The organism is Streptomyces sp. NPDC001889, assembly GCF_053594535.1.
Window position 1 is genome coordinate 1 of sequence record NZ_JBSFER010000012.1, and the last position, 24,835, is coordinate 24,835.

A 24,835-nucleotide genomic window follows, 5' to 3' on the forward strand; every position below is an offset into this window, starting at 1 on the left:
TCACCTTCACCCGCCGCGCCGAATCCGGCTACACCGCCGGCCGGTTCTTCGGCCCCTCCTGGGCCTCCACCATCGACGAACGCCTGGAAATCGACACAATCGGCGTCCTCCACATCACCGACCACGGCCAACTGATCACCTACCCCCACCCCGTCCCCGGCCGCCCCGTCCTCCCCGGGACGGGAACCGCCCGCCACGCGCTCGCCCGCCTCGACAACGGCGACTACACGATCACCGACCCGGACACCGGCCGCACCCGCCTCTACACCGCGCCGCCCGGGGAACCCGGCGGGGACGGCACGGCGTGGCTGGCGCAGATCAGCGACCGCAACCTCAACACCATCACCTTCGACCGCACCGACGACGGCACACCCCTGGCCCTGGTCCACTCCGCCGGCTACCACCTGACCCTCACCACCGCCGGAGGCCACGTCACCGCACTGGCGCTGCTGGACCAGGGAGAGAGCCACCCGGTCCGGTCGTACGGCTACACGGACTGGGATCTGACCTCGGTCACCAAACCCTCCGGCGCCACCCTCACCCTCGCGTACGACGCCCACCACCGCATCACGGCCTGGACCGACTCCAACAGCAGCCGCTACGACTACACCTACGACCACCTTCACCGCGTGATCGCCGAAGGCGGCGAGGCCGGCCACTTCCGGCTCACCCTGACCTACACCGACCCCGACCCCGACACCGGCCACCGCACCACCACCCTGACCACAGCCGAAGGCCACACCACCCGCCATCTCATCGGCGACGGCTGCCGGGTGCTGGCCACCACGGACCCACTCGGCCACACCACCCGTTTCACCCACGACACCCGGGGCAATCCGCTGACACGCACCGACCCACTCGGACGGACCACGGCATACGCCTACGACGAGGAAGGCAGACTCGCCGTCGTCACCCGGGCGGACGGCGCCGAACTGCGAGCGGTCCGCGGTGATCCGAGCCGGCTCACCGAGGTCACCGAGGTCGCTGAGGTCATCGACTACGACGGCACCCGTCTGCGCCAGGAGCACGACGAACGCGGCAACCGGACCGCGGTCACGGACCAGGCCGGCCACACGTCGCGCTACACCTACAACGGGAACGGCCATCTCTCCTCGATCACCGACGCGCTCGGCGCGGTGACCACGGTCCGCTGCGACCGTGCCGGGCTCCTCCTCGAAGTGTCCGATCCGCTCGGCGGCACCACCCGGTACGAGCGGGACGCCTTCGGCCGCACCGTACGCGTCACGGACCCTCTGGGAGCGACCACACAGCTCGACTGGAACGCCGACGGTGAACCGGCCCGCCGCACCGGACCGGACGGCTCCGTGGAGAGCTGGACGCACGACGGCGAGGGGAACTGCGTCAGCCACACCGATGCCAGCGGGCTGACCACCCGCTTCGAGTACACCCACTTCGATCTGCTGGCGGCCCGCACCGGCCCGGACGGGGTGCGGTACACCTTCCGGCACGACGCCGAGGCGCGGCTCACCGGGGTCACCAATCCGGCCGGCCGGAGCTGGACCTATGCCTACGACCCGGCCGGGCGGCTCATCTCCGAGACGGACTTCGACGGCCGGACCCTCACCTACGGCCTCGATGCCGCCGGGCGGGTCACGAGCCGTACCGACGCGACCGGCGGGGTGATCACCTTCGTACGCGACCTCTTCGGCCGCGTGACCCGGAAGGAGGCGGGTGGCGCCGCGACGACCTACGCCTACGACGCGGCCGGGCGTCTCGTCCACGCGATCGGGCCGGACAGCGAGCTCGTCCATCAGTACGACCGGCGCGGGCTGCTCAAGACCGAGATGGTCAATGGCCAGGTCACCACGTACGGATACGACAGAGCGGGCCGTCGCGTCCACCGGATCACTCCCACCGGGCATCGCACCACCTACGGATACGACGCCGGCGGACGACGCAGCCATCTCACCCCGGGCGGCCACCGCATCACCTTCGCGCACGACGCGGCCGGGCGGGAGCGCGAACGCGTCTACGGCGGCGCACTCACCGTCGCCTCGGCGTGGGACCCGGCAGGCCGCCTCGTCGCCCAGCACCTCTCCACGGGCGACCGCGTCCTCAACCGGCGCACCTACGGCTACCGGGCGGACGGCCACCTCACCGCGGTCGACGACGCGCTCCGCGGCCCGTCCCGCTTCGAACTCGACACGGCCGGCCATGTCATCGCCGTTTCGGCAGCTGACTGGACCGAGTCCTACGCCTACGACGACCTCGGCAACCAGACCTCGGCCTCCTGGCCCACGACCCACCCCGGCCACGATGCCACCGGACCCCGGGTCTACCACGGCACCGCCCTGACGAGGGCGGGAAGCATCCGCTACGAGCACGACGCCCTCGGCCGCATCACCCTGCGCCAGAAGACCCGGCTGTCACGCAAACCCGACACCTGGCGCTATGAGTGGGACGCCGAGGACCGCCTCACCGGCGTCGTCACCCCGGACGGCACCCGCTGGCGCTATCTCCACGACCCAGTCGGCCGCCGCACCGCCAAGCAACGCCTCGCCACCGATGGCCGGACCGTCGTCGAGGAGACCCGCTTCACCTGGGACGGCACCACCCTCTGCGAGCAGACCAGCACCGGCCCGGGGCTCCCCCGCCCCGTCAGCCTGACCTGGGACCACCACGGTCCGCGCCCGCTCGCCCAGACCGAACGCATCCTCGGCACCGACACCCCCCAAGCGGTGATCGATGAACGCTTCTTCGCCATCGCCACCGATCTCGTCGGCACCCCCACCGAACTCATCGACGAAACGGGCGACATCGCCTGGCGCACCCGCACCACCCTCTGGGGCACCACCACCTGGAACGCCGACGCCACCACCTACACACCCCTCCGCTTCCCCGGCCAGTACCACGACCCGGAAACCGGCCTCCACTACAACTACTTCCGCCACTACGACCCGGAAACCGCCCGCTACCTCACCCCGGACCCGCTGGGACTGGCCCCGGCACCCAACCCGATCGCCTATGTCCACAACCCGCACAGCCGGGTCGACCCCCTGGGCCTCGCACCCGGCCTGTGCCCCGAGCGCATCGAGGGCGGAGGCTGGGACACCCGAGGGAAGAACCCGCTGAACATCGTTCCGCCGGACGCGTCGGTCCGCCAACTGACTCCTGACCCGAACGGAGGAGCGCAAAAGGGCGTCGAATACAAATGGACCGACCCGATCACCGGTAACGCAGTCCGCATGCGCATCCATGACGCGGACAAAACCGCACCCGAGGGATCTCACGCATACAATGGGGACATCTACAGGATCTCCATCGGCGGAAGATACCAGGACGAGTCCGGAGTGCTGCACCACCGGCAGGTCCACAACGAAAGAAGCCCGCACTACAACCCCGATGCCGCGAACAGCACCCATATCCCCTGGCCCAGCGAGTACCAGCTACCCTACTAGTTCGACGGAGCAGCCATGCCCCTCACCGCAGGACAACTGCGTGAGCTTGTCCGCCAAGTGACGGATACGGACCCCAAGCAGCGAGAACTCGGAGCGGACCGCGTTTCCGACTGGCTGGGAAGCTACTCACCGAGCGACATCAACACGCTCTGCGGAATCCTCTCCATGAGTGCGGCAGTCGAGGACAATTCCGCCACGGCCGAGGCACAGTTGAACGCACTCACCGAATTGGGATCGACCGGTTCCGTGCACGCGGAATACATCTCACGGCTCCGGGAGATCAATCTGGATCGCCTTCACCCGAATCTCGTGGAATATGTGAACGACCTCCTGGAAACCCCTTGAGTTTCCCCGCGGACAGCTGAACTCCGGTGCGGTCAGGAAGAGGCCGGTTGCCCGTGCCCGGGCAACCGGCCTCTCATCCGTTACGGCACGAGCCGCAGCAGGCGGTTCGGGGAGCCGGTGCCGATGGAGGTGAGGACGTTGGGGGTCGCGCCGTTCACGAGGGCGGTGGAGACGGCCGCCGGGGAAGCGCCGGGGTGGCTGGTCAGATAGATCGCGGCGGCGCCGGAGACGTGCGGCGCGGCGAAGGAGGTGCCGTTGCCCGTGTAGGTGGCGGTGTCGGAGTTGTTCCAGCCCGCCGTGATGTCGGAGCCCGGGGCGAAGATGTCCACGACCGGGCCGTAGTTGGAGTAGCTCGCCTTGGCGTCGGTCCTGGTCGTCGCGCCGACGGTGATCGCGGTGGCCACCCGGGCGGGGGAGTAGTTGGAGGCGGGGGCCGCCGAGTTGCCGGCGGCGATGGAGTACGTCACGCCCGCCGCGATCGACCGGCTCACCGCGTTGTCCAGCGCGGTGCTGGGGCCGCCGCCGAGCGACACGTTCGCGATGGAGTTGGCGACACGGTTGGCGGTGATCCAGTCGACACCGGCGATGACCCCGGCGGTGGTGCCGGAGCCATTGTTGCCGAGGACCCGGACCGCGACGATCTTCGCCTTCTTCGCCACCCCGTAGGTGGTCCCGGCGGCGGTGGTGGCGACATGGGTGCCGTGGCCGTAGCCGTCCTGGGCGATGTTGTCGTTGTCGATGAAGTCGTAGCCGTTGAAGGCCCGTCCGGCGATCTGCTGGTGGCTGATGCGCACCCCGGTGTCGAGGACGAAGACGGTCGCGCCGCCGCCGGCCGAGTCCGGGTAGGTGTAGGTGCCGTTCAGCGGGAGGTTGGCCTGGTCGATCCGGTCGAGACCCCAGGGCGCGTTGGTCTGGGTGGCGGTCGAGTGGACCCGCTGGTCCTGCTCGACCGAGGCGACCGCCGGATCGGCGGCGAGGCGCCTGGCCTCGGTGGCGCTGAGCGCGGCGGCGTAGCCGTTCAGGGCCGAGGTGTAGGTGCGCTTGATCTGGCCGCCGTAGCCGGCTATCAGCTGCTTGCCGCGGGCCTCGGAGGCCTGGAAACCGGCCGTCCGCTTCAGCGTGACGATATAGCTTCCGGGCACCGCGCCGGCCGCCCCGGCGTGCAGGACTCTGCCTTCCGGCTGGGCCGCCTGAGCGGGTAAGGCGGTGCCCGCTCCGACCGTCAACGCCACAGTCGCCGCGGTGGCGATCGCCGCGGCGACGCGCCGCCTGGTGGTGCGCACTGCTGCCATGGGGAGGTCCTCCTCGGACGGTGGCGCGCCTCCGGGTGGGGCGCGTCCAGTGGGTGCGGCGGTACGGGGTTCGTCCGCCGCACCCGACGATGGCGCGGTGTTCCGGGGCGGAGCAAGGAGGGACGAGAAGCTGTCATGAGCGCGACATGTTGCGTGACGGGCGTCAACTCGCCGTACACACGGCGCAATACGGCCGTCGTCTGTTGTGCACGATCCAGGGCGGGCGGGGGGAGCCGTACCGGCGGGCGGGGGGGGTGCGCGGTGCGAGCGGGGGGGAGCGGTACCGGCGGGCGGGGGTGCGCGGTGGGGGGTGCCGGCGGGCGCCGGTCAGGTCGCGTTCAGCGCCACCGTCGGATGGAGGCGGGAGGCGCGGACCGCCGGGTAGAGACCCGCGATCACACCGATCAGCAGGGTCGCGGCGAGACCGCCCGCCAGCGACCACGGCGGGACCACCGCCGTCCAGCCCTGGACCCGCGCGAAGGCGTGGGTCGCCGCCGCGCCCAGCAGGGCTCCCGTCACACCGCCCAGACCCGAGAGCAGCAGGGACTCGGTCAGGAACTGGAGCCGGACCGCGTTGCGGGTCGCGCCCAGGGAGCGGCGCAGACCGATCTCCCGGCGGCGCTCCAGAACGGAGATGACCATGGTGTTGGCAACACCCACCCCGCCGACCAGAAGGGCCACGGCGCCCAGGCCGAGCATCAGGGCCGTCAGCCCCTCGTCGGTGGCGGCCTTGGCGGCCAGCGCGTCCGACGGGCGGGAGACCTTGATGCCCGCACCGCCGCCGCCGGGGTCGATGGTGCGGGCCAGGACCGCGCGCACCTCCTCCACCGAGGCGTCCGTGGAGCGCTCGAAAACGGTGGTGGGGTGGCCGTCGAAGCCGAAGTACCGCTCGGCCGCGGGGAAGCCCACCATCGCCACCCGGTCCAGGACGGGGACCAGTTCAAGGGGTTTCAGGATGCCGACCACCACCACCCGGGTGTCGTTCATCATGATCGTCTCGCCGGTGCGGACGACACCGAGGCGCTCCGCCGCCACCGCGCCGAGAACCGTCGTGGGGAGGCGTTCGCCGCCCGGGGTCAGCCAGGTGCCCCGGGCGACCTCGCCACCGAGGGCGGAGAGCAGGTCGAGACGGGCCGCCTGGGTCGTGACACCGGCGGTGCGCTCCTGCGGGACCAGGTCGCTGCGGCGGACGCGGGCGTCGACATCGGCGGTGGCCGTGGCGTGCTGCACCGGGCCGATGCGCTCGACCATCGCGACCGCGTTCCGGGGGAGCCTGATCGCCTTCCCGGCCGGGTCCTCGCCCGCCTCGGCGGTGAGGAGGTTGGTGCCGAGGCGGTCGAGCCGGGCCATCAGATCCGCGCGGCTCGACTCGGAGAGGCCGACCACCGCGACCATGGTCGCGATGCCGATGGCGATCCCGAGCGCGGAGAGCACCACGCGTGCGCGCCGCGCGCGCAGCCCGACCGCGCCGACCCGGAGGATGTCGCCGAGGGAGAGGCGGGAGGGTTTGAGGGTGTCTCTCATGGGGTGGTGCCTTCCGCTCGGGCGGCACGGGCGGAGCCGGCCGAGCGGGTCGCGGGTGACCCGTCGGCCGTGACCGCGCCGGGCCCGTCCGCACGCGCACCACCGGCGCCGGGCTCATCCCCGACGACGACGGCAACCTCCGCCGCACGGACCGCACCGGACCCCTCCGCACGATCAGCGCGCACCTCCTCGGCACGCACCGCCCATGCCTCTCCCCCGCGCACACCGCTACCGGCACGGGCCCCGTCGGCCGGGACAGCACCGGACCCACCCGCACGATCAGCACACACCTCCTCGGCACGCACCACACGCGCCCCTCCCCCGCGCACACCGCTACCGGCACGGGCCCCGTCGGCCGGGACCGCGGCGGGCCCGGCAGGCCCCGTGTCCGAGACGATCTCGCCGTCCCTGAAGCGCACCCTCCTCGGCAGCGAGGCCGCGATCCCGGTGTCGTGGGTGATCACACAGATCGTGGTGGACTCGGCGTTCAGCTCGCGCAGCAACTCCATGACGATCTCGCCTGACGCGGTGTCCAGCGCCCCGGTCGGCTCGTCCGCCAGCAGCAGCAGGGGGTTGCCGACGACGGCGCGAGCGATGGCCACGCGCTGCTTCTCGCCGCCCGAGAGTTCGCCCGGGGTGTGCGAACGGCGGTGGTCCAGCCCCACCCGGGCGAGCGCCTCGCGGGCCCGGGCGCGCCGCTGCCCGCGCGGTACACCCGCGTACAGCAGTCCGTCGGCGACGTTGTCCACCGCGTCGCGCCCCGCCGCCAGGTGGAAGTGCTGGAAGACGAAGCCGATATGGCGGGCGCGCAGGGCGGAGAGCCGGGAGTCGGAGAGCCGGGACACATCGTGGCCGGCGATCCGGACGGTGCCGGTGGTGGGCTTGTCAAGAGTGCCCATGACCTGGAGCATCGTGGATTTGCCGGAGCCGGACGGGCCGACGACGGCCACCAGTTCGCCCGCGCCGACGGTGAGGTTCACCGCGCGCAGGGCGTGGACACCGCCGGGGTAGGACTTGCCGAGGTCCCGCAGTTCGATCACCGGGGTGTCCGTCATGACCTCGCCACTCCCACCCGCAGACCCTCGCGCACATCCGGGCCGCTGACCTCGATCTTCCCGTCGGCGGTCATCCCGGTCTCCACCCGCACCATCGTCGAGCCGGCGCCCCGGACGACCTCCAGGCCGTAGCCGCCGTCCTCGCCGCGCAGGGCGACGACCGCCTCGACCGGAACCGCGAGCACGCCCTCGCGCGCCTCGCTGACGAAGCTCACGCTCGCGGTCCCCCTGGCGTCCTCGCCGGAGGCCGCGCGCGCACCGCCGTTCAGGACGATCTCGACGGTGATGCCGTCCTGGGCGCCCGCGCCGGCGCCCTCGCCCTCCCCGCCGCCGTCCGCCTCGGGGCGCACCGTCCCGATGACCTTGCCGGTCGCGGTCCGCCCGCTCGGCAGGGCGACCTCGACCCTGGTCCCCTTCGAGGTGAGCGGACCGTCCGTCTGCTCCAGTTCCGCCCGTACGACGGGCTGGGTGGAGGCGATCGTCAGCACCTGCCCGCCGGGGGCGACCTGGTCGGCGAGTGCGGCGTCGGCGGAGGCCACCTTCACCCGGCCGGGCTGGAAGACGACATCGCCCCGGCCGACCCTGCCGGTGGTCTCGCGGTTCAGGGACTTCTGCCACCGCTTGACGGCGTCCGCGGTGTCCTCGCCGTACCAGATGTCGACGGCGAGCCCCGCCCCGTACCCCAGATCCCGCAGATTGCGCTCCAGTTGGAGGACGTCGCTGCCCCGGTCGCCCTCCTTCATCTCCCGGAACATCGGGACCGGCCCGTAGAGGAGGGTGACGGGCTTGTCGTTCAGCTCGTACAGCGCCTGGCCCAGGGACAGCGTCCGGCCCTCCTCCGCCGCCACCGTGACGGTGCCCTCGACGGCGGACCTGACGGCGCGGCGCTGGGCGAAGTCGAGCCGGCCGTCGACCGTCTTGGACTGGACGAGATCCGTCCGTACGACCTTCGCGGTGGCGGGCGGGCGGTCGCCCGCGCCGCCGGAGGGGCCGGGGCCGCCGCCGTCGCCCAGCAGGAGCGTTCCCCCGGCGACAGCGGCGGCGACGGTCGCGGCGCCGAGGGTGAGGGTGAGCGGGGCGGCGCGGAGCCTCACTGCATACCGCCGGCGGCGTCGATCAGCTTGGACGCGCACGCCCTCTCGGCCTTCTTGTACGCCGGGGAGTGCGGGTCGAGCACCGGGGACGCCGGGCTGGGGTCGCCGCCGGGGATCACCCTGCCGCCGCTCATGGTGGGGTTGGTGAACCGGGAGAGCCCGTTGTCCCGCATGCACGTGGCGTGCGCGAGCATCGACTCGTACGCCTTCTGCTCGTCGCGTTCGGGCTCGGCGTCCATCGCGGCCTGGAGTTCCGGGAGGCAGACATTGTCCCGGCCGGCCTTGATGCCGGAGTTGCGGCCGGGCCGGGAGCCGATCTCATGGATCCTCGTCCAGTCGGGATAGCCGCTGAGCCTGGGATCGGGGTAGTCCTTGTAGCCGCCCCTGGCGCGCATGCACTGGACGAACGTCACCTGGGCGTCGTAGTAGGCGCTCTTGCCCCTCGGCCGGGACTCCGCGCCCGGACCGCTCCCGCCTCCGCCCCCGCTCTCCGGGGCGCTCGCGGACGGCTCCCCGGGCACATCGGCGACCGCCTCGCTCCTCTCCGGCCCGCCGGAGCTGTCGCCGGTGCCGCCGCAGGCCACCGAGAGGGCGAGGAGGGGAGCCGCGACGAGCGCGGTCAGCCGCAGCCGGGCGGCGGGACGGGAGGGTGTCTTCAGGCTCATGGCCCCACCCTCGCCATGCCACGTGATGGCCCTTCCATGGCCACATGATGGGAACGTAACAATGCTCCCGACCTGCGTATCCGTCCCCGGCCCGGGTGCCCGGAGACGGGCGGCGGTGCCCATAATCGACCGCATGCCGCATGTGCTGCTCATCGAGGACGACGCGTCCGTACGGGACGGAATGGAGCTCGTGCTGCGCCGGCACGGGTACGGCATCGACACGGCCGCCACCGGCGAGGAGGCCCTCGCCCTGCTGGACGGGCCGCGCGGCGCGTCGGTCGAACTGGCGGTACTGGACCTGATGCTGCCCGGCATGGACGGCTTCGAGGTGTGCCGGCGCATCCGCGCCAGGACCACCACCCTGCCGGTCATCATGCTGACCGCGCGCGGAGACGACCACGACATCGTCACGGGCCTGGAGGCGGGCGCCGACGACTATGTGGTGAAGCCGGTCACCGCCCCCGTGCTGGAGGCCCGCATCCGGGCGGCGCTGCGCCGGGCGGAGCCGGCCGCGCGGCGGGGTTCGGACGCCGATCTCGCGGGGCTGGTGATCGACCGGGCCGGGCTGACCGTCACCAAGCACGGCGCCCCGGTGCCGCTGCCCCCCACCGAGCTGCGGCTGCTGCTGGAGCTGTCGGCCTCCCCCGGCCGGGTCTTCAGCCGGGAGCAGCTCCTCCAGTCGGTCTGGGACCACACCTTTCTGAGCGACTCCCGGCTGGTGGACGCGGCGGTCGGCCGGCTGCGGGCGAAGCTGGAGGACATACCGGCGAAGCCCCGGTACGTCCAGACGGTGCGGGGCTTCGGCTACCGCTTCGGGCCGCTGTGAGCGGCGGGCGACGCGGGGAGCGCGAGGAGCGCGAGGAGCACGGGCGGCCGGGGCGGCGCGGGGAGCGCGAGGAGCACGGGCGGCCGGGGCGGCGCGGGGAGCGCGAGGAGCACGGGCGGCCGGGGCGGCGCGGCGGCTCCGGGTGGCGGCGGCCCCGGCGGCTCGTCGGCGGGCTGCGGCTGCGGCTCGTCGTCGCCTTCGTGATCGTCGCCCTGGCCAGCGCGGTGACCGCGACCGCCCTCGCCTACCGGGACGCCCGCACCGCCGTGCTCCAGCGCACCCAGAACGCCGCAGTCGACGACATCCGCCAGCGGGTCGGCGCGGTCGCCGCCGACTTCGATCTGCCGCCCGACCAGCGGTCGCTGGCCCGTTTCGCGGCGAAGGTGTCGGAGGGCATCGGCGCCCGGATCGTCGTCGCCCGCTACCAGGACCTCTCCGCCGTCTCCGACGCGCTCGCCGAGACGGAGGGCCGGATCACCACCGAGCTGCGCGCCGCCGTGCGCGCCGGTGAGGGGGCCCGGTTCCAGCGGGTGATGTGGCGCGGCGAGCCCTATCTGACCGTCGGGATGCCCGTGCGGTACGCCGACGGGGACCGCCGCACCTCCGGTCTGGAGGTCTTCGCCATCACCGATCTGCGGGCCGAGCGGGACGACACGGCCGCTCTGCTGGACTCGGTGCGGGCGGGCACCGTGCCGGTGGTGGTGCTCGCCGCCGTCCTGGCGCTGCTGGCCGCGGGGACGGTGCTGCGCCCGGTGCGGAAGCTGGGCCGGGCCACCCGGGAGCTGGCCGCCGGGGACCTGGGCAGCCGGGTCGCGGTCACCGGCCACGACGAGCTGGCGGAGCTGGCGCGGACGTTCAACGAGACCGCCGACGCGCTCCAGGCGTCCGACGCGGAGCTGCGCGAGCAGGAGGCGAAGGCGCGCCGCTTCGTCGCGGACGTCTCGCACGAACTGCGCACCCCGCTCGCGGCGATGACGATGGTGGCGACGGTGCTGGAGGAGGACGCCGACCAGCTCCCGCCGGACGCGGCGCGCGCGGCCCGCACCGTCGGCGCGGAGACGGCCCGGCTGGCGAGGCTGGTCGACGATCTGATGGAGATCTCCCGCTTCGACGCGAAGGCGGCCCGGCTGAACGCGGCCGAGACGGATCTCGCCGACACGGTACGGGCGTCTCTGGAGCTGCGGCGCTGGACGGACCGGGTGGAGACGGAGCTGGACGAGGGCGTACGGGCGGTGGTGGACCGGCGCCGGGTCGATGTGATCGTCGCGAATCTGGTGGGGAACGCGCTGCGGCACGGCGCGCCGCCGGTCACCGTGGGGCTCACGGCGGACGGCCCGTGGGTGGTCCTGTCGGTGGCCGACCGCGGCCCGGGGCTGCCGCCGGCGGCGCGGCAGCGGGTCTTCGACCGGTTCTACAAGGCGGACGCGGCCCGCACGCGCGGCGCCGTCGACGACAGCGGGCAGGGCAGCGGCCTCGGAACGGCCATCGCGCTGGAGAACGCGCGGCTGCACGGCGGCACGATCGAGGTGGCCGGCGCACCGGGCGGCGGCGCGCTCTTCACCCTGCGGCTGCCGCTGCGCGGGGCGGAGGAGGGTACGCGGTGAGGGCCGGGCGAGGGGTCGTGGCCGGCGTGCTGGGGGTGGCCCTCCTGGGCTGCGGCGTCCAGCCGACCGGGGTGGTGGGCGCGGGTGAGCCGGCGTCCGGGCTGACGCGCGGGATGCGGCTGTACTTCGCGTCCGACGGCGGGCTGCGCAGTGTGCCGCTGCTCGACAGGAGGCTCGGGAACCTCGGCGCGGTGGTGAAGCTGCTCGCCCAGGGCCCGTCGCTCGCGGAGCGGCAGGACGGTCTGACCACGCTGGTGAACGGTCTCGGCGGCTACACGGTCAGCGGCGAGGGCGACCGGGTCACCGTGGGCCTCGTGGGCGCGTACACCCTGACGGGCGGTGAGCAGGCCAAGGGCCAGCTGGTGTGCAGTCTGGCGCGCGGCCAGTCCGTGCTCGACCCGCGGGTCGAGGCGGACGAGGTCGAGGTCACCTTCCGCCCCACCGAGGGACCGGAGCTGGGCCCGTACACCTGTGAGACCTTTCTCAGCGGGTGAGGCGGGTGAGGCGGGCGCGGGGCGCGCGGTGCCGGGAGGCCGGGCCCGGAGTGCCTGCCGCCGGGAGGCCGGGCGCGGGGCGGGCGGTGGCGGGGAAGCCCGCGCGCCGCGCCGGAAACGCTGTCCTCCCGGCCGATCAATATCTGTCGCGGTGGGATGAGAATTCACCGCAAGGCGCCATGAGAGTTTCTGGCACAACAGGCGGAGCAGAATTAATTACCACACCCGGCGGGTTCCGGCGTGCTACTGTCGATCTCAGTTGCAGTTTTGATTCCCAGAACTTCTAGCGCCTCCACCAGCCCTCACAGGCCGATGGGAGTGCTTCTGTATTTCCGGTCTTTTTCCGGGCGGGGCAATCATCGCGGCGACGCGGAGTCCACACGGTGTGGGCTCCGGGCACTGCCCCGAAGGAGAAATTGACATGGCTGCTGGTACCGTTAAGTGGTTCAACGCTGAAAAGGGTTTTGGCTTCATCGAGCAGGATGGTGGCGGCCCTGACGTGTTCGCCCACTACTCGAACATCGCCGCCCAGGGCTTCCGCGAGCTGCAGGAGGGCCAGAAGGTGAACTTCGACATCGCGCAGGGCCAGAAGGGCCCGACGGCCGAGAACATCGTTCCCGCCTGACGCTGACGCGCACTTCGCAGCTGGGGCCCGCACCTTGGGGTGCGGGCCCCAGCTCGTTGCATTTCTCCATGATTCCGCCGGGCGCACCGGCCCACTCGGGCCACCCGTCCCCCCGGATTCGCTTTCGCATGACACCCGGCTCGTTCACGCGGTTCTCTGCGCTGCTCATCAGCTGCGGGAACCCCTTGATACGTGCCGTATCGAGGAAGGTTCCGCATGAACCGCACACGTACGAATAACCGCACGAATAATCGCTCGAACGAGCGCCCGACCGAGCGTTTCACCCGCACCAGGTCGGGAGGCACGGGGTCCGGTTCGGGCGCGGGCCGGAGCGGCAACCGCTCCGGCGGACCGCGCCGTTCCGGTGGCCCGGCCCGGCGGACCCGGTCCCAGTCGGGCGAGTTCGCGCTGCCGGTGACGGTCACGCCCGCGCTGCCCGCCGTGGAGGCGTTCGCCGACCTCGCGATGCCGAGGCCGCTGCTGGCGGCGCTGACCACCGAGGGTGTGAGCGTCCCCTTCCCCATCCAGGCGGCGACCCTGCCGAACTCCCTCGCGGGCCGCGATGTGCTCGGCCGCGGGCGCACCGGATCGGGAAAGACCCTCGCCTTCGGCCTCGCGCTGCTCGCCAGGACCGAGGGCCGGCGCGCCGAGCCCCGGCAGCCGCTGGGCCTGGTCCTCGTCCCCACCCGTGAGCTGGCCCAGCAGGTCACCGACGCCCTCACCCCCTACGCGCGCTCGCTGAAGCTGCGGCTGGCGACCGTGGTCGGCGGGATGCCGATCGGCCGGCAGGCCGGCGCGATCCGCGCCGGGGCGGAGATCGTCGTCGCGACCCCGGGCCGGCTGAAGGACCTCATCGACCGCGGCGACTGCCGGCTGGACCAGGTCGGCATCACCGTCCTGGACGAGGCGGACCAGATGGCCGATATGGGCTTCATGCCGCAGGTCACCGCGCTGCTCGACCAGGTGAACCCGGACGGGCAGCGGATGCTCTTCTCGGCCACGCTGGACCGCAACGTGGATCTGCTGGTGCGCCGCTACCTCAGCGACCCGGTGGTGCACTCCGTCGACCCGTCCGCGGGTGCGGTCACGACGATGGAGCACCATGTGCTGCACGTCCACGGCACCGACAAGCACCGGACGACCACCGAGATCGCCGCCCGCGAGGGACGGGTGATCATGTTCCTGGACACCAAGCACGCCGTGGACAAGCTCACCGTCCATCTGCTGAACAGCGGGGTGCGGGCCGCGGCGCTGCACGGCGGGAAGTCCCAGCCGCAGCGCACCCGGACCCTGACCCAGTTCAAGAACGGCCTGGTGACCGTGTTGGTGGCCACCAATGTCGCCGCGCGCGGCATCCATGTCGACAACCTCGACCTGGTGGTGAACGTCGACCCGCCGAGCGACCACAAGGACTATCTGCACCGCGGCGGCCGGACCGCCCGGGCCGGTGAGTCCGGCAGCGTGGTCACCCTGGTCACCCCGCAGCAGCGCCGTGACATGGTGCGGCTGATGGCGGACGCCGGGATTCGCCCGCAGACCACCGAGGTCCGCTCCGGCGAGGAGGCGCTGAGCCGCATCACCGGCGCGCGCACCCCCTCCGGCGTACCGGTCGTCATCAAGGCGCCGGTGGCCGAGCGCCCCAAGCGCGCGGGCGGCGGGACCGGCTCCCGCACCCGGCGCGGCCGTACCGCCCAGCGCCCGCGCACCGGCGGCGGCACCGGACAGACGGGCCGGCGCCCCTCCCAGCGGGGCTCCGCTCTCGGCTCCGCGGCCTGACACAGGCCCCCGGGCCGCGCCGGTCCCGCCGACCGGTGCGGCCACCGCATCGACAGCCCTTCCCCCTCTTCCCTGTGAGGCATCATGCGCTGCGTTATCGCCCGGTTCCCGTTCGAGCTGACCAAGAGTGGCGTGCTGGAGTCGATGAAGGGCGTCAAGCCCGAGCCGATCACGGGTGACTCGGTGATCATCGGCCGCCGGCACTACCCCGTGAAGCAGGTGGGTGAGGTCATCACCCGGCAGGACCGGCGCGACTTCACCGCCGACGAGGTCACCCGGGCCATGGCGGCCCTGGGCTTCACGTGCCGCGCCCTCCCCAAGGCCGAGCCCGCGCCCGTGCTGACCCCGGTCCAGATGGCGTCGGCGATGCTCGGCGCCCCCGTGCCCGTGTAGCGGATACGGCCGGGGACACGGCACCACCAGAACAGAGCAGCACCAGGGCCCGACCGGCGCACGCCGGTCGGGCCCTGGTCGTGTGCGCCCCCTCCACCGGGGCAGAAGAGAAGAGCCGCAGATTATTTCCCTCCCGCGGCGCGGAAAATCTGATCCCGCCGGAGTAGACATGGGGAAGTGCCGGGGTTACGTTTCTCGCGTGGGCGCCGTCATGGGCATCCAGCGGAAACGAGGGGAGGAATCAGACACCACCGGGACCGCCCCGCCCCCGGGCGGGCCGGCGGAAGGGACGCCGGTGCGGCGGGATCGCCGGCGGATGGTGTTGAATTTCCTTCGGGGCCCTGGTGCCGTACGGCACCGGGGCCCTCGACGCGTCGCACAACGAGGTGAGAATGACAGCAGATACTCCGCTCAGTGGCCGTCTGGACGACGACGACTACCCCGCGTACACGATGGGACGGGCCGCCGAGATGCTCGGCACCACTCCCGGATTCCTCCGGGCCATCGGGGAGGCACGGCTCATCACCCCGCTCCGTTCGGAGGGCGGGCACCGCCGGTACTCGCGCTATCAGCTCCGTGTCGCCGCCCGCGCCCGCGAGCTGGTCGACCAGGGCACCCCGGTGGAGGCCGCCTGCCGCATCGTGATCCTGGAGGACCAGCTGGAGGAGGCCCAGCGGATCAACGCCGAGTACCGGGCCGCGGCGGAGTCGTCCGACAGCCCTCGCTGAGCCCACCGGGCGGGAAGTGCGGAAGCAGCTCCTCCGCCAGTTCGGCCATCACCTCGGCGGCCGGGCGGGTGTTGTGGCGGAGGTTCATCATCAGCTGGTTGACCCCGGCCGCCTCGTGGGCGGCGAAGAGTTCCAGCAGCGGCTCCCGCCCCATCGACCAGCCCTGCGGCAGGGCGCGGGGCGCCGAGCGGGGGTTCTCGTGGAGGACCAGATACCCCGCCTGCGCGTACGGCTTGAACCGCCCGCTGCCCGGCTCGCCGGTGAGCCGGCGCCAGCGCGCGGTGTTGAGGCGCTGCTGTTCGGGGGCGAGCGCGGTGTAGAGCCAGCCGTCGGCGTGCTCGGCCGTCCACTCCAGGGTCTGTCCGCCGCGCCCGGTCATCAGCATCGGCAGCCGCCCGTGACGGGGCTTGGGGATCACTTCCGCTCCGGGGGCGAGCTGCCCCAGGGACGAGGTGTGGCCGTCGGTCGACGTGGACGTGAGATGGCGGAGATACGACCAGCCGTCCCGGAGCCGGGCCGGTCCGCCGGTCCGGGGCACCCCGAAGGCGGGCACCTCCGACGGCCGGTCGCCGCCCGCCAGGCCCAGCAGCATCCGGCCGGACGAGAGCTGGTCCACGGAGGCCGCGGCCTTGGCCACATGAACGGGGTGCCGCAGCGGGAGGACCGTGCTCGCGGTTCCCAGGGTGATGAGCCGGGTGGTGGCGGCGAGCATCCCCAGATAGACCCAGGGGTCGTAGAGCTGGCCGCCGTCGCCCTCGCCCGGGACGAGCAGCGGGACATCGCGCAGCCACAGGGAGGCGAAGCCGGCCTCCTCCGCGGCGGTCGCGAGGGCCAGATGACCCGTCATGGACGGGATGTCGCCGGTGAAGGACTCCAGAGGGGCGATCAGACCGAGCGTCATCCGCCCCGGCGGGAAGGCCCGGGCCATCCCCGGGTGGGCGCTCCCCGGGGCGGGCTCCCGCGCGGAGCCGGTGGAACCGGTGGAATCGGTGGAATCGGTGGAATCGGTGGAGCCTGTGGACCCCGTGGGGCCCGTGGGCACGGGCGGTGCGGCGGACCCGGCCGGTGCGCTCACCTGGGGACTCCCCCGGCCGGGAACTCGTCGGCCGGCAGGCCCTCCACCGGGTGCTCGCCCCGCAACCGGGCGTTCTCCCGCTCCAGTTCGGCTATCCGGTACCGCAGCGGGCCCAGCACCTCGTCCAGTTCCTCGGCGGTGTAGCGCGGTTCGATGTGCTGGGGGCAGTTCCAGTCGTACGCCTCCACATCGATGACCATCAGCCGCTCGACGGTGGTGCGGTGGCCGCGCGGGGCCGGGGTGCCGGGCGGCCACTCCCGGGGGTCCACCGCGCGGGCCCGGCCCAGTATCTTCAGCCGGCTGCGGGCCGGGTAGTCCATCAGCAGCAGCGCGACCCGGTCGTCGGTGTCGAGATTGCCGGTGGTGATGTACTGCCGGTTCCCCCGGTAGTCGGGGAAGGCGAGGGTGCGGTCGTCCAGGGCGCGCAGAAAGCCCATCGGCCCGCCCCGGTGCTGGACATAGGGCCAGCCGGCGGAGCTGACGCTGGCGAGGTAGAAACTCGTCCGCGTACCGGCGAAGAGCGCCTCGCGCGGGCCGAGGCGGTCGGACTCCTCCGGGCCCAGCGCCATATTCGCGTACGCGCGGCGGCTGCCGTGCTCCTCCTGGTGGCGCTGGACCGGCGAGGTGAAGAGCAGTTGGGCGTATCGGCTGGTCATCGGCGGGCCCCTACCACCAGTAGGTGGGGTAGCGGGCGGTACGGCCACTGCGTCCGGCCACGATGCCGACACCGACCAGGACCAGGGTGGCGAGCAGCAGCAGGCCGAGGAAGAGCAGCGGGGACGGTTCCACGAGGACGGCGATCACCGCGGTGGCGGCGGCGGGTGAGTGCGGGGCGCGGGCCAGCGCCATGGCGCCGATGGCGAGGCCGCCCGCGACCGCCGCCGTCCAGAGGGAGTCGCCCGCGACGGCGACGGCGATCAGTCCGACCGCGCCGGAGATCAGCTGTCCGCCGATGACGCTGCGCGGCTGGGCGAGCGGGAGCGCGGGGGCGGCGAAGACCAGGGCGGCACTGGCCGCCAGCGGCGGGATGAGGACCTCCTGGTCGAGCACGGTGCCGATGACGACGAGCAGGAGCAGGGCGACGACGCCCCCCAGGGTGGCGACCCCGATGGCCGCGAGCGGAGCCCGCGCGGGAGCCTTCCCGGCCAGGGCGGCCCGCACCCCGCCGGCCGGGGTCCCGGGGGCAGGGGTGGGGGGCGGGGTCGGGGGCGGTGCGGGCTCCGGGGTCCGGCCGGGGGCCGGGGCCGCGGTGGTACCGGAGGTGGGTGTGGTGGACACAGGGCTTCCCTCGGCGAAGGCCGAGCCCTCCCGGGCTCGGGGTGAGCAGGACGGTACCGCTTGAGCTAATGGAAGCGTAGCGAATGATGCATTAGCTCGCACGGGGTTCGCCAGGGGGGCGGGGGTGCGGAGTGCGGGGGCCCGGGGTGCGGGATGCGGTGACCCCCGGGACCCCCGGGGCCCCCGGGGTGCGGGATGCGGTGACCCCCGGGCACCCCGGGGTGCGGGTGCGTCCTCAAACGCCGGACGGGCTGGAGTGGCCGGGCGGGTGGCATGACCTGAACCCCCGGGCGGGCCCGGGGGTGGGTGGGGTCAGAGGATGTTCGCGTACACCTCGTCCGCGACGTCATAACCCAGCTTGAGCGCGGCGGAGTTGTCCCACTCGTAGTGGACGCCGATGTACTTGCGGCTGTCCGCCTTCTCCTTCGCGGCGGCGCTCAGGCTCGGGAAGGAGCGCGTCACGCCCTGCGCCCAGGGGTCGTCCGTGCCACCGGTGAAGGAGAGGTTGTCACGGCCGAAGTAGTTCTTCAGGATGCCGGCCCAGGAGGAGGCGACTCCCGAGTGACCCGAGACATAGCTCGGGAAGTTGGGGGTGAAGCTGTTGCCGGCGAGGTCCTTCTCCAGCGGCTCCCACGTCGGGTCGGCCGTCAGATTCGGGTTGGGCACGAGGTTCGCCTTGTTGATGGCGTCGACCGGGCGCCAGACGTCCCAGTCGGTGTTGTACTTCGAGTCCCAGATGGCGATCGCGCCGTCGGCCAGCGCGGCGGAGGTGAGCCCGAAGAGCCTCGCGCTCTCGAAGGAGCTGGCGTACGGGCGGTACTTGCGGAAGATCACCGCGGTGTGGTCGTACTGCTGTCCCACGGGCTTGTAGGTGCCGTCCACGTCATTGGCCCAGAAGTGCGCCAGCTGGGTCTGGTCCGCGGTGCGCTCGGTCGAGTTCTTGCCGCCGACCCGGCGGATCTCGTTGACCTGGGCGGCGTACTCCGGGCTCCGCAGCAGCGCGTCCGGGGTGGCGAAGCCGCCGATGTTCCCGGGCCGGAACTGCGAACCGGACGTCAGCGCGAACGGCTTGACGCTGCCCCAGTTGGGGGCGCCCGCGGGCTTGCCCGGGGCCGGCTTCCAGTGGCCGGGGAGGTCGGTGACCGTGTACGGGGTCGCGTTCGTCGCGCCGTCCCCGGTGCGGTTGACGATGATGGCGTTCGCCGTCTTCAGGCCGAGCAGCCGGCCCTGCTCGCGCTGGGCGGTGGTGCCGTTGTTGGGCATGGCCAGCGCCGTGGCCAGCTTGGCGTCGAGGTCCGCCACCGGGTAGTTGGGGAACGCGTTCCGCAGCGCGGTGTACGCGGCGTGGTCGATCGCGGTGTTCAGCGCGCCGATGTTGCCGGCCGCCGTGGTGTCCTTGATGACATACGGCCTGCCGATGGTCCTGATGGAGTTCACCGCGTCGTAGATCGCCAGGTCCATCATCGCGCCGCCGCGGGTCAGCGGGCCCGGGGTGCCGCCGACCTGGCGGAAGACGTCCAGGATCGCCTTGTTCCAGTACAGGACGTGGTCGTTGGCGCCGCGCGAGGAGGCCGGCACATGGTGCGATATGGCCTCGGCGGGGTCGGTCGGGGTCGCGGCGGCCGGCGCCATGGAGGTGGTGACCCCGGCGAGGGCCAGCCCGACCACGGCGGCCTTCAGAGCGGTCCTTCTGCCCGGGTGTGCGGAGCGAAGCATGAGGTGGAGCCCCTGTCTCTGGAGGGTTGGGTGACGCCCACGGCACGGACCGGCCGCGGTGCGTTCTCCAGAAATTTATGGCGCGTTCCCGATGTGCCATCGCTGTGATCACAGATGCCAGACATCGAGAATTCCGATGTGGGCCGGAGGGGTTCCGATCGGCGCCGGACGCCCCATGGGCCCCACACGCACCAGTCGACGCTTATAACGGCGTACTTACACTCAAGGCGTTAGGCTGAACCGCACACTGCCGGGCCTGATCGGCTAGGAACAGTGTTCACCGTGGTGGCGGCCGTGGTGGCGGGCGTAATGACGGGCCGCGCGGGCCCGGTTGCCGCATCCGGTGGAGCACCACTCCCTCCGGGAGCGCGCGCGATCGAAGAGGAAGACGCAGCCCGGGGCCGGGCACGGCCGGGGATCGGCACCGGAGGCACCGGCCAGCAACCGCACCACGGCATGCGCGATCTCCGCCTGGACGGCGACAAGAGGAGGGGTGGTACAGATGTTCACGACGGACGGACGCTCGCCCGGGCTCCAGCGCAGCAGCGGCCAGGGCCGGTCCATCCCCGCCGCCCGGTTGACGTTCTCCACGTCCCAGGGGTCGTGTTCGCCCTGGCCCACGAAGGCGTCGATGAGCCGGCGGCTGGCGTCGCGGAGCAGGGTGAAGCACCGGAGGTCGGCGGTCCCGATCTCCGCGAGCGCCCGCTCGGACAGCGGCGCGGAGAGCCGGTCCCCGCAGGCGCGCAGCCACCACGCCAGATGTTCGGGGCTGCGGAAGACATCCAGCAGCTCACCGCGCACCGGGTACACCGTGTTGACGAACTCGATCGGCAGGGGCTCCCCGTTGAGAGGAGGCACGTCGACGGGGGACGAAGTCTGCGTCTGTACAGGCATGTTGGCCCTTCGGGGAGCGATCACGCGGGGGGTTGCCGGAAGCACTTGCCACATGCCACAATTCGCGACACTAACGCTTCGGCACCTCAGCACCCGTTAGTATAGTGATAATCACACCGCTTCAGAACAGGGCGTCTCTCAGCACGAGGGAAATCCAGGGGCAGCGACCGGACGGGACCGCCTCCGGCCGTGATCGGATTTCCGCGGAGACAGCACCACAAAGCAGGCTGGTACTTGTGTTCCATGGGGGAATTCGTGACCTACGATCTTGCGATATACCAACTGACATCATTCCGGGAAGTGGCACGCCTGGGGAGTCTCACCAAAGCTGCCCGAAGCCTTGGTTACGCACAATCGAGCATCACTTCGCACATTCGGTCACTGGAATCACGAGTGGGGCTCCAGCTCATCCAGCGCATGCCCCACGGTGTGCGGCTCACATCGGCGGGCGAGATATTCCACGATCATGTGGTGCGAATATTCCACGTGATGGACGAAATGGCCAGTGACCTCAGCCCCACGGGGGAGATGAAGGGGCGTGCGTCGGTGGGGGCCTCGGCGCTGCTGCTGGAGTCACGGGTGGGGTCGCTGATACGGGAGTGCCGATACCGCTATCCGCAGGTGCAGGTCTCGCCCCGGCAGCTGGCGATCAGCAGGGCCGAGGAGAAGGTCCGGGCCGGCGAGGTCGATGTGGCGCTGGTGCACGGGGACTGCTGGACCGACGGCGCACCGCCGAGCGGCCTGGTGGTGGAGGAGCTGCCGCCGCTGGAGGTCGCCCCGGTCGGCGCCGCCGCGCTCGCCGCCGAGCTGGACCGCACCGGAGCGCTCTCCACCCCCCGCGTGCTGATGGTCGATCCCGACTGCGCCTCGCACCAGGTGCTGGTCGAAGCCCTGCGGACCCGGTACGGCGCCGATCCGCTGACCATCGAGGCGGGCTCGGTCGGCGGCGCCCGCGAACTGGCCCGCAGCGGCTACGGCATCGCGATGCTGCCCGCCGAGTCCGTGCGCTCCGAGGAGGGTTACGGCCTCGCGGTGATCCCGGGGCTGCCCCGGATGCAGCTCGGTGTGTGGGCGCTGTGGGCGGGCCGGGAGCGGGCGATGCCCGCGGTGGCCGCCGTCTGCGATGTCGCGATGCGCATCGGACGGGAGCCGGCCGGCCAGCCCGCCTGAACCGTTCCCGGTGACGGTCCGTGTACTGGCGGGAGCCCCCCGCGGACCCACCGGTGGAAGCTCTTTCGGCATCGGCGCCGAGATCACAGCGGTAATTCCGCTGTGATCTCGGCGTTTTCCGTTTCCCACCCGGCAAATGATCCCATCGGATTCACCGATGGCACTCATCAATAGACAAGCGGATCTGTCTCCGAAAAGCGCGCATAGGCTGGTCAAGACCCGTCGGAAATCGCTCCGGCGGGAGGGTCGGCCGCAGGTGGGGCCAACCCTATCGGGACCACCCGCCCGCCCGTTATGCACAGTCGCCGAAACAGGAGAGGTACTCCGATGTCTGACGTTTCCTACATAGCGAACGTGTTCCGCAGCGGCTTCGAACTGGATCAGCTCGACTGGGTGCCCTGGGCCGAGCCCGGCCGGATCGGGGTCGAGCACCATGTCCTGTGGGGCCCGGACGACGCCTCCGGGGAGGACTCGGTGGGTCTGCTGCTGCGCTTCCCGCCGGGCGCCCACGGCGACTTCCACGAGCACCTCGGCTACGAGTTGATGCTGGTCCTGGACGGCGTGCTCGACCACAGCGACGGAATCTCCTACGTCAAGGGCGACCTGGTCGTGGAGGGCCCCGGCACCGAGCACCAGATGTCCAGCAGGACCGGCTGCACCTGCCTCGCCATCCGCACCCGCCCCGCGTCGGCCCGCACCCCGCAGAAACCGATCCGCCCGGTCGGTCTGACCGCCTCCTCCTGAACCGAGGCCCCGCCGGAACCGTGCGCCTCGCCGCGGACGGACCGGCCTCCGGCACCTCGTGCGCCCGCGCGCGCGAGCGGCCGGCCCCTGAACCCCTTCTCCGCCGACCGAAAGAGCCGCACCGTGTCGTTTCCTCCACTCCAGCCCCACCCGTACTCCGCGCCGGACCGGGCCGTCGCGGACCCGGTGCCCCACGGCGGACGCCGCGTGCTGGTCTCCAGCGTCTCCTCCGACTCCCACACCTGGAATCTCGTCTTCCTCCAGCTCCTCCTGGAGGAGCTGGGGCACGAGGTCACCAATGTGGGCTCGTGCGTGCCCGATGAGCTGCTGATCGACGAGTGCCGCCGGGTCCGGCCCGACCTGGTGGTCATCAGCAGTGTCAACGGGCACGGCGCCCTCGACGGGGGCCGGGTGATCCGGCGTATCCGCGAGCAGCCGGACCTGCGGGACCTGCGGATCGTGATCGGCGGGAAGCTCGGGGTGCGGGGCGCCGAGGCGGGTTCGTACGGACCCGAGCTGACCGCGGCCGGCTTCGATGCCGTCTTCGAGGACGCCGCCGGGGTGGCGGCCTTCCGCCGCTATCTCGCCCAGCAGCCCGACCGGCCGCAGCTCACCGCCGCGGGGGTCCGGTGAGCACCGGGACGACACCGGGCCCCGGTGGTCCGGCCCCCGCCGGCGCGCCGGGACCGGAGGCCGCCGGGTCCCCGGGCCCGGCGGTCGTCGAGGCGTCCTTACGGGGCTCGTTCGCCGAGGCCGTCGCGACCGCGCGCCGGGCCGGGCAGCTCGTCGTACAGCCCCGGATGGGCTTCGCGGACGTCGCCCGGATGGGGGCCGGGCTGCGCGCGGTCAAGGGCGCCCGCGCCCGGACCGTCGGCACCCTCACCATCGACAGCTACACCCGTGTCGGCGACAACGAGTCCGCCCGGCGGGCCCTGCGCGACGGCACCGATCTCAACGGCTATCCGATCGCCGCCCATGGCCCCGGCACCACCCGGAGCCTCGTCGATCCGCTGCGCTCCGACGGCTTCGCCGTCCAGGTGCGGCACGGCTCGGCCCTCCCCGAGCACATCATCCGCGCCCTGCTCGACGCCGGGCTCGACGCGACCGAGGGCGGCCCGGTCTCGTACTGCCTGCCCTACAGCCGCACCCCGCTCGGCGCGTCCGTCGACGCCTGGGCGCGCACCTGTGAGCTGCTCGCCGGCCGTGAGGGCAGCCATCTGGAGAGCTTCGGCGGCTGCATGCTCGGCCAGCTCTGCCCGCCGTCGCTGCTGGTGGCGATCTCCGTCCTGGAGGGTGTCTTCTTCCGCCGGCACGGGCTGCGCAGCGTCTCGCTCAGCTATGCCCAGCAGACCCACCACGACCAGGACGTGGAGGCCCTGGGCGCCCTGCGCACCCTCGCCGGTGAGCATCTCGCGGGCCTGGACTGGCACATCGTGCTCTACACCTACATGGGGGTCTTCCCGCGCACCACCGGCGGGGCCCTCGGGCTGCTCCGGGACAGCGCCCGGCTGGCGGCCGTCACCGGCACCGAGCGGATGATCGTCAAGACTCCGGCGGAGGCCCACCGGATTCCCACCATCGAGGACAACGTCCACGCCCTGGAGGAGGCGGCGCGGGCCGCGGCCCCGCACCGGCCCCGACCCGTCGTGACCGAGGGCGAGTTCGGGGTGCTGGCCGAGGCTCGCGCCCTGGTCGAGGCCGTGCTGGAGCTGCGCTCCGACATCGGGAGCGCGCTGACGGAGGCGTTCCGGCGGGGCATCCTCGATGTGCCGTACTGCCTGCACGCCGACAACGCCCAGCGCACCCGGAGCTATATCGACGCCCGTGGCAGCCTCCAGTGGCACACCACGGGCTCCATGCCGATCCCGGCGCTCCCGTCGCCCGGGGGCCGGCGGCTGCGCGCGGACGATCTGCTCGGAATGCTCTCGTACACCCAGGAACGCTTCGACCTCGCCGCCCTCGGCAGCGGGGAAGGGCCCGGCGAGAGCGCCGCCCTGACCGTCTGACGCACCGACCGTCCGACCCCGAGGCCGCCGCGGGATGTCCGGCCCCGCCGCCACCGCGCCGGCCGTCCGATCCCGTGGCCGGCGCGCCGGCCGCGGCCTCCGGCATCTCCCG

Annotated in this window: 22 protein-coding genes and 1 pseudogene; 13 read left to right on the plus strand and 10 right to left on the minus strand. The window is 72.3% G+C overall.

Annotated elements, in window-relative coordinates:
- A partial coding sequence (locus ACWCRA_RS15205) for a polymorphic toxin type 30 domain-containing protein (RefSeq protein ID WP_451067804.1) occupies window positions 1-3,419 on the plus strand: 3,419 nt, incomplete at its 5' end.
- 15 nt (window positions 3,420-3,434) lie between these two features.
- Entirely contained in the window at window positions 3,435-3,764 is a 330-nt protein-coding gene (locus ACWCRA_RS15210; protein ID WP_351558173.1) for a hypothetical protein, read from the plus strand.
- 80 nt (window positions 3,765-3,844) lie between these two features.
- Here ACWCRA_RS15210 and ACWCRA_RS15215 read toward each other — a convergent pair whose 3' ends face one another.
- From ACWCRA_RS15215 to ACWCRA_RS15235, 5 genes and pseudogenes are all read right to left on the minus strand, one after another.
- Window positions 3,845-5,056 carry a S8 family peptidase gene (locus tag ACWCRA_RS15215; RefSeq protein ID WP_351558171.1) on the minus strand — a complete coding sequence of 404 codons (1,212 nt, stop codon included), beginning with the start codon at window positions 5,054-5,056 and terminating at the stop codon, window positions 3,845-3,847.
- 327 nt (window positions 5,057-5,383) lie between these two features.
- Window positions 5,384-6,580, minus strand: coding sequence for an ABC transporter permease (locus ACWCRA_RS15220; RefSeq protein ID WP_451067805.1), 1,197 nt, complete (start codon window positions 6,578-6,580; stop codon window positions 5,384-5,386).
- A gap of 350 nt (window positions 6,581-6,930) precedes the next feature.
- Window positions 6,931-7,635, minus strand: a pseudogene (locus ACWCRA_RS15225) (ABC transporter ATP-binding protein); the annotation flags it as partial.
- Entirely contained in the window at window positions 7,632-8,729 is a 1,098-nt protein-coding gene (locus ACWCRA_RS15230) for a peptidoglycan-binding domain-containing protein (RefSeq protein WP_451067806.1), read from the minus strand. The gene ACWCRA_RS15230 and the pseudogene ACWCRA_RS15225, both read right to left, overlap by 4 nt.
- Entirely contained in the window at window positions 8,726-9,394 is a 669-nt protein-coding gene (locus ACWCRA_RS15235) for a hypothetical protein (RefSeq protein ID WP_451067807.1), read from the minus strand. The genes ACWCRA_RS15230 and ACWCRA_RS15235 overlap by 4 nt, the downstream gene beginning before the upstream one ends.
- Before the next feature lie 133 nt (window positions 9,395-9,527).
- On the opposite strand from ACWCRA_RS15235, the gene ACWCRA_RS15240 reads away from it, so the two are divergent.
- The 7 genes from ACWCRA_RS15240 to ACWCRA_RS15270 all read left to right on the plus strand — a co-directional run bounded on the left by ACWCRA_RS15240 (window position 9,528) and on the right by ACWCRA_RS15270 (window position 15,840).
- Window positions 9,528-10,220, plus strand: coding sequence for a response regulator transcription factor (locus tag ACWCRA_RS15240; protein WP_351558163.1), 693 nt, complete (start codon window positions 9,528-9,530; stop codon window positions 10,218-10,220).
- Between the two features lie 173 nt (window positions 10,221-10,393).
- A complete protein-coding gene (locus ACWCRA_RS15245) occupies window positions 10,394-11,824 on the plus strand; it encodes a HAMP domain-containing sensor histidine kinase (RefSeq protein WP_351558179.1) in 1,431 nt (476 codons plus the stop codon).
- On the plus strand, window positions 11,821-12,318 hold the full coding sequence (locus ACWCRA_RS15250; RefSeq protein ID WP_451067808.1) for a GerMN domain-containing protein: 498 nt from the start codon (window positions 11,821-11,823) through the stop codon (window positions 12,316-12,318). Before ACWCRA_RS15245 ends, ACWCRA_RS15250 begins: the two co-directional genes overlap by 4 nt.
- Before the next feature lie 421 nt (window positions 12,319-12,739).
- On the plus strand, window positions 12,740-12,943 hold the full coding sequence (locus ACWCRA_RS15255; protein WP_031141049.1) for a cold-shock protein: 204 nt from the start codon (window positions 12,740-12,742) through the stop codon (window positions 12,941-12,943).
- 216 nt (window positions 12,944-13,159) lie between these two features.
- Complete coding sequence (locus ACWCRA_RS15260) at window positions 13,160-14,719, plus strand: DEAD/DEAH box helicase (protein WP_351558158.1); 1,560 nt, start codon at window positions 13,160-13,162, stop codon at window positions 14,717-14,719.
- A gap of 84 nt (window positions 14,720-14,803) precedes the next feature.
- Window positions 14,804-15,112, plus strand: coding sequence for an SCO5918 family protein (locus tag ACWCRA_RS15265; protein WP_351558156.1), 309 nt, complete (start codon window positions 14,804-14,806; stop codon window positions 15,110-15,112).
- 392 nt (window positions 15,113-15,504) lie between these two features.
- Window positions 15,505-15,840, plus strand: coding sequence for a MerR family transcriptional regulator (locus ACWCRA_RS15270; protein WP_351558154.1), 336 nt, complete (start codon window positions 15,505-15,507; stop codon window positions 15,838-15,840).
- On the opposite strand, the gene ACWCRA_RS15275 is transcribed toward ACWCRA_RS15270, so the two are convergent.
- The 5 genes from ACWCRA_RS15275 to ACWCRA_RS15295 form a co-directional block, all read right to left on the minus strand.
- Window positions 15,791-16,768, minus strand: coding sequence for a TIGR03571 family LLM class oxidoreductase (locus tag ACWCRA_RS15275; protein WP_451067809.1), 978 nt, complete (start codon window positions 16,766-16,768; stop codon window positions 15,791-15,793). The two genes, ACWCRA_RS15270 and ACWCRA_RS15275, sit on opposite strands and share 50 nt — an antisense overlap.
- Window positions 16,769-16,911: 143 nt before the next feature.
- Window positions 16,912-17,571, minus strand: a complete 660-nt coding sequence (locus ACWCRA_RS15280) for a pyridoxamine 5'-phosphate oxidase family protein (RefSeq protein ID WP_451067810.1) — start codon at window positions 17,569-17,571, stop codon at window positions 16,912-16,914.
- A 10-nt stretch (window positions 17,572-17,581) separates the two neighbouring features.
- Window positions 17,582-18,076, minus strand: coding sequence for an HPP family protein (locus ACWCRA_RS15285; protein ID WP_451067884.1), 495 nt, complete (start codon window positions 18,074-18,076; stop codon window positions 17,582-17,584).
- A 429-nt stretch (window positions 18,077-18,505) separates the two neighbouring features.
- Window positions 18,506-19,909 (minus strand): vanadium-dependent haloperoxidase, encoded by a 1,404-nt coding sequence (locus tag ACWCRA_RS15290; protein WP_351558147.1) that lies wholly within the window; start codon window positions 19,907-19,909, stop codon window positions 18,506-18,508.
- A 264-nt stretch (window positions 19,910-20,173) separates the two neighbouring features.
- The gene (locus ACWCRA_RS15295) at window positions 20,174-20,803 is read right to left on the minus strand and encodes a CGNR zinc finger domain-containing protein (protein ID WP_351558145.1); all 630 of its coding nucleotides are present in this window, start codon (window positions 20,801-20,803) and stop codon (window positions 20,174-20,176) included.
- Window positions 20,804-21,046: 243 nt separating this feature from the next.
- On the opposite strand from ACWCRA_RS15295, the gene ACWCRA_RS15300 reads away from it, so the two are divergent.
- From ACWCRA_RS15300 to ACWCRA_RS15315, 4 genes are all read left to right on the plus strand, one after another.
- The gene (locus ACWCRA_RS15300) at window positions 21,047-21,973 is read left to right on the plus strand and encodes a LysR family transcriptional regulator (RefSeq protein WP_351558144.1); all 927 of its coding nucleotides are present in this window, start codon (window positions 21,047-21,049) and stop codon (window positions 21,971-21,973) included.
- Between the two features lie 327 nt (window positions 21,974-22,300).
- Window positions 22,301-22,717 carry a cupin domain-containing protein gene (locus ACWCRA_RS15305; RefSeq protein ID WP_351558142.1) on the plus strand — a complete coding sequence of 139 codons (417 nt, stop codon included), beginning with the start codon at window positions 22,301-22,303 and terminating at the stop codon, window positions 22,715-22,717.
- A 123-nt stretch (window positions 22,718-22,840) separates the two neighbouring features.
- A complete protein-coding gene (locus tag ACWCRA_RS15310) occupies window positions 22,841-23,350 on the plus strand; it encodes a cobalamin B12-binding domain-containing protein (RefSeq protein WP_451067811.1) in 510 nt (169 codons plus the stop codon).
- Entirely contained in the window at window positions 23,347-24,723 is a 1,377-nt protein-coding gene (locus ACWCRA_RS15315) for a methylaspartate mutase (RefSeq protein ID WP_351558140.1), read from the plus strand. The genes ACWCRA_RS15310 and ACWCRA_RS15315 overlap by 4 nt, the downstream gene beginning before the upstream one ends.
- Window positions 24,724-24,835: the final 112 nt, after the last annotated feature.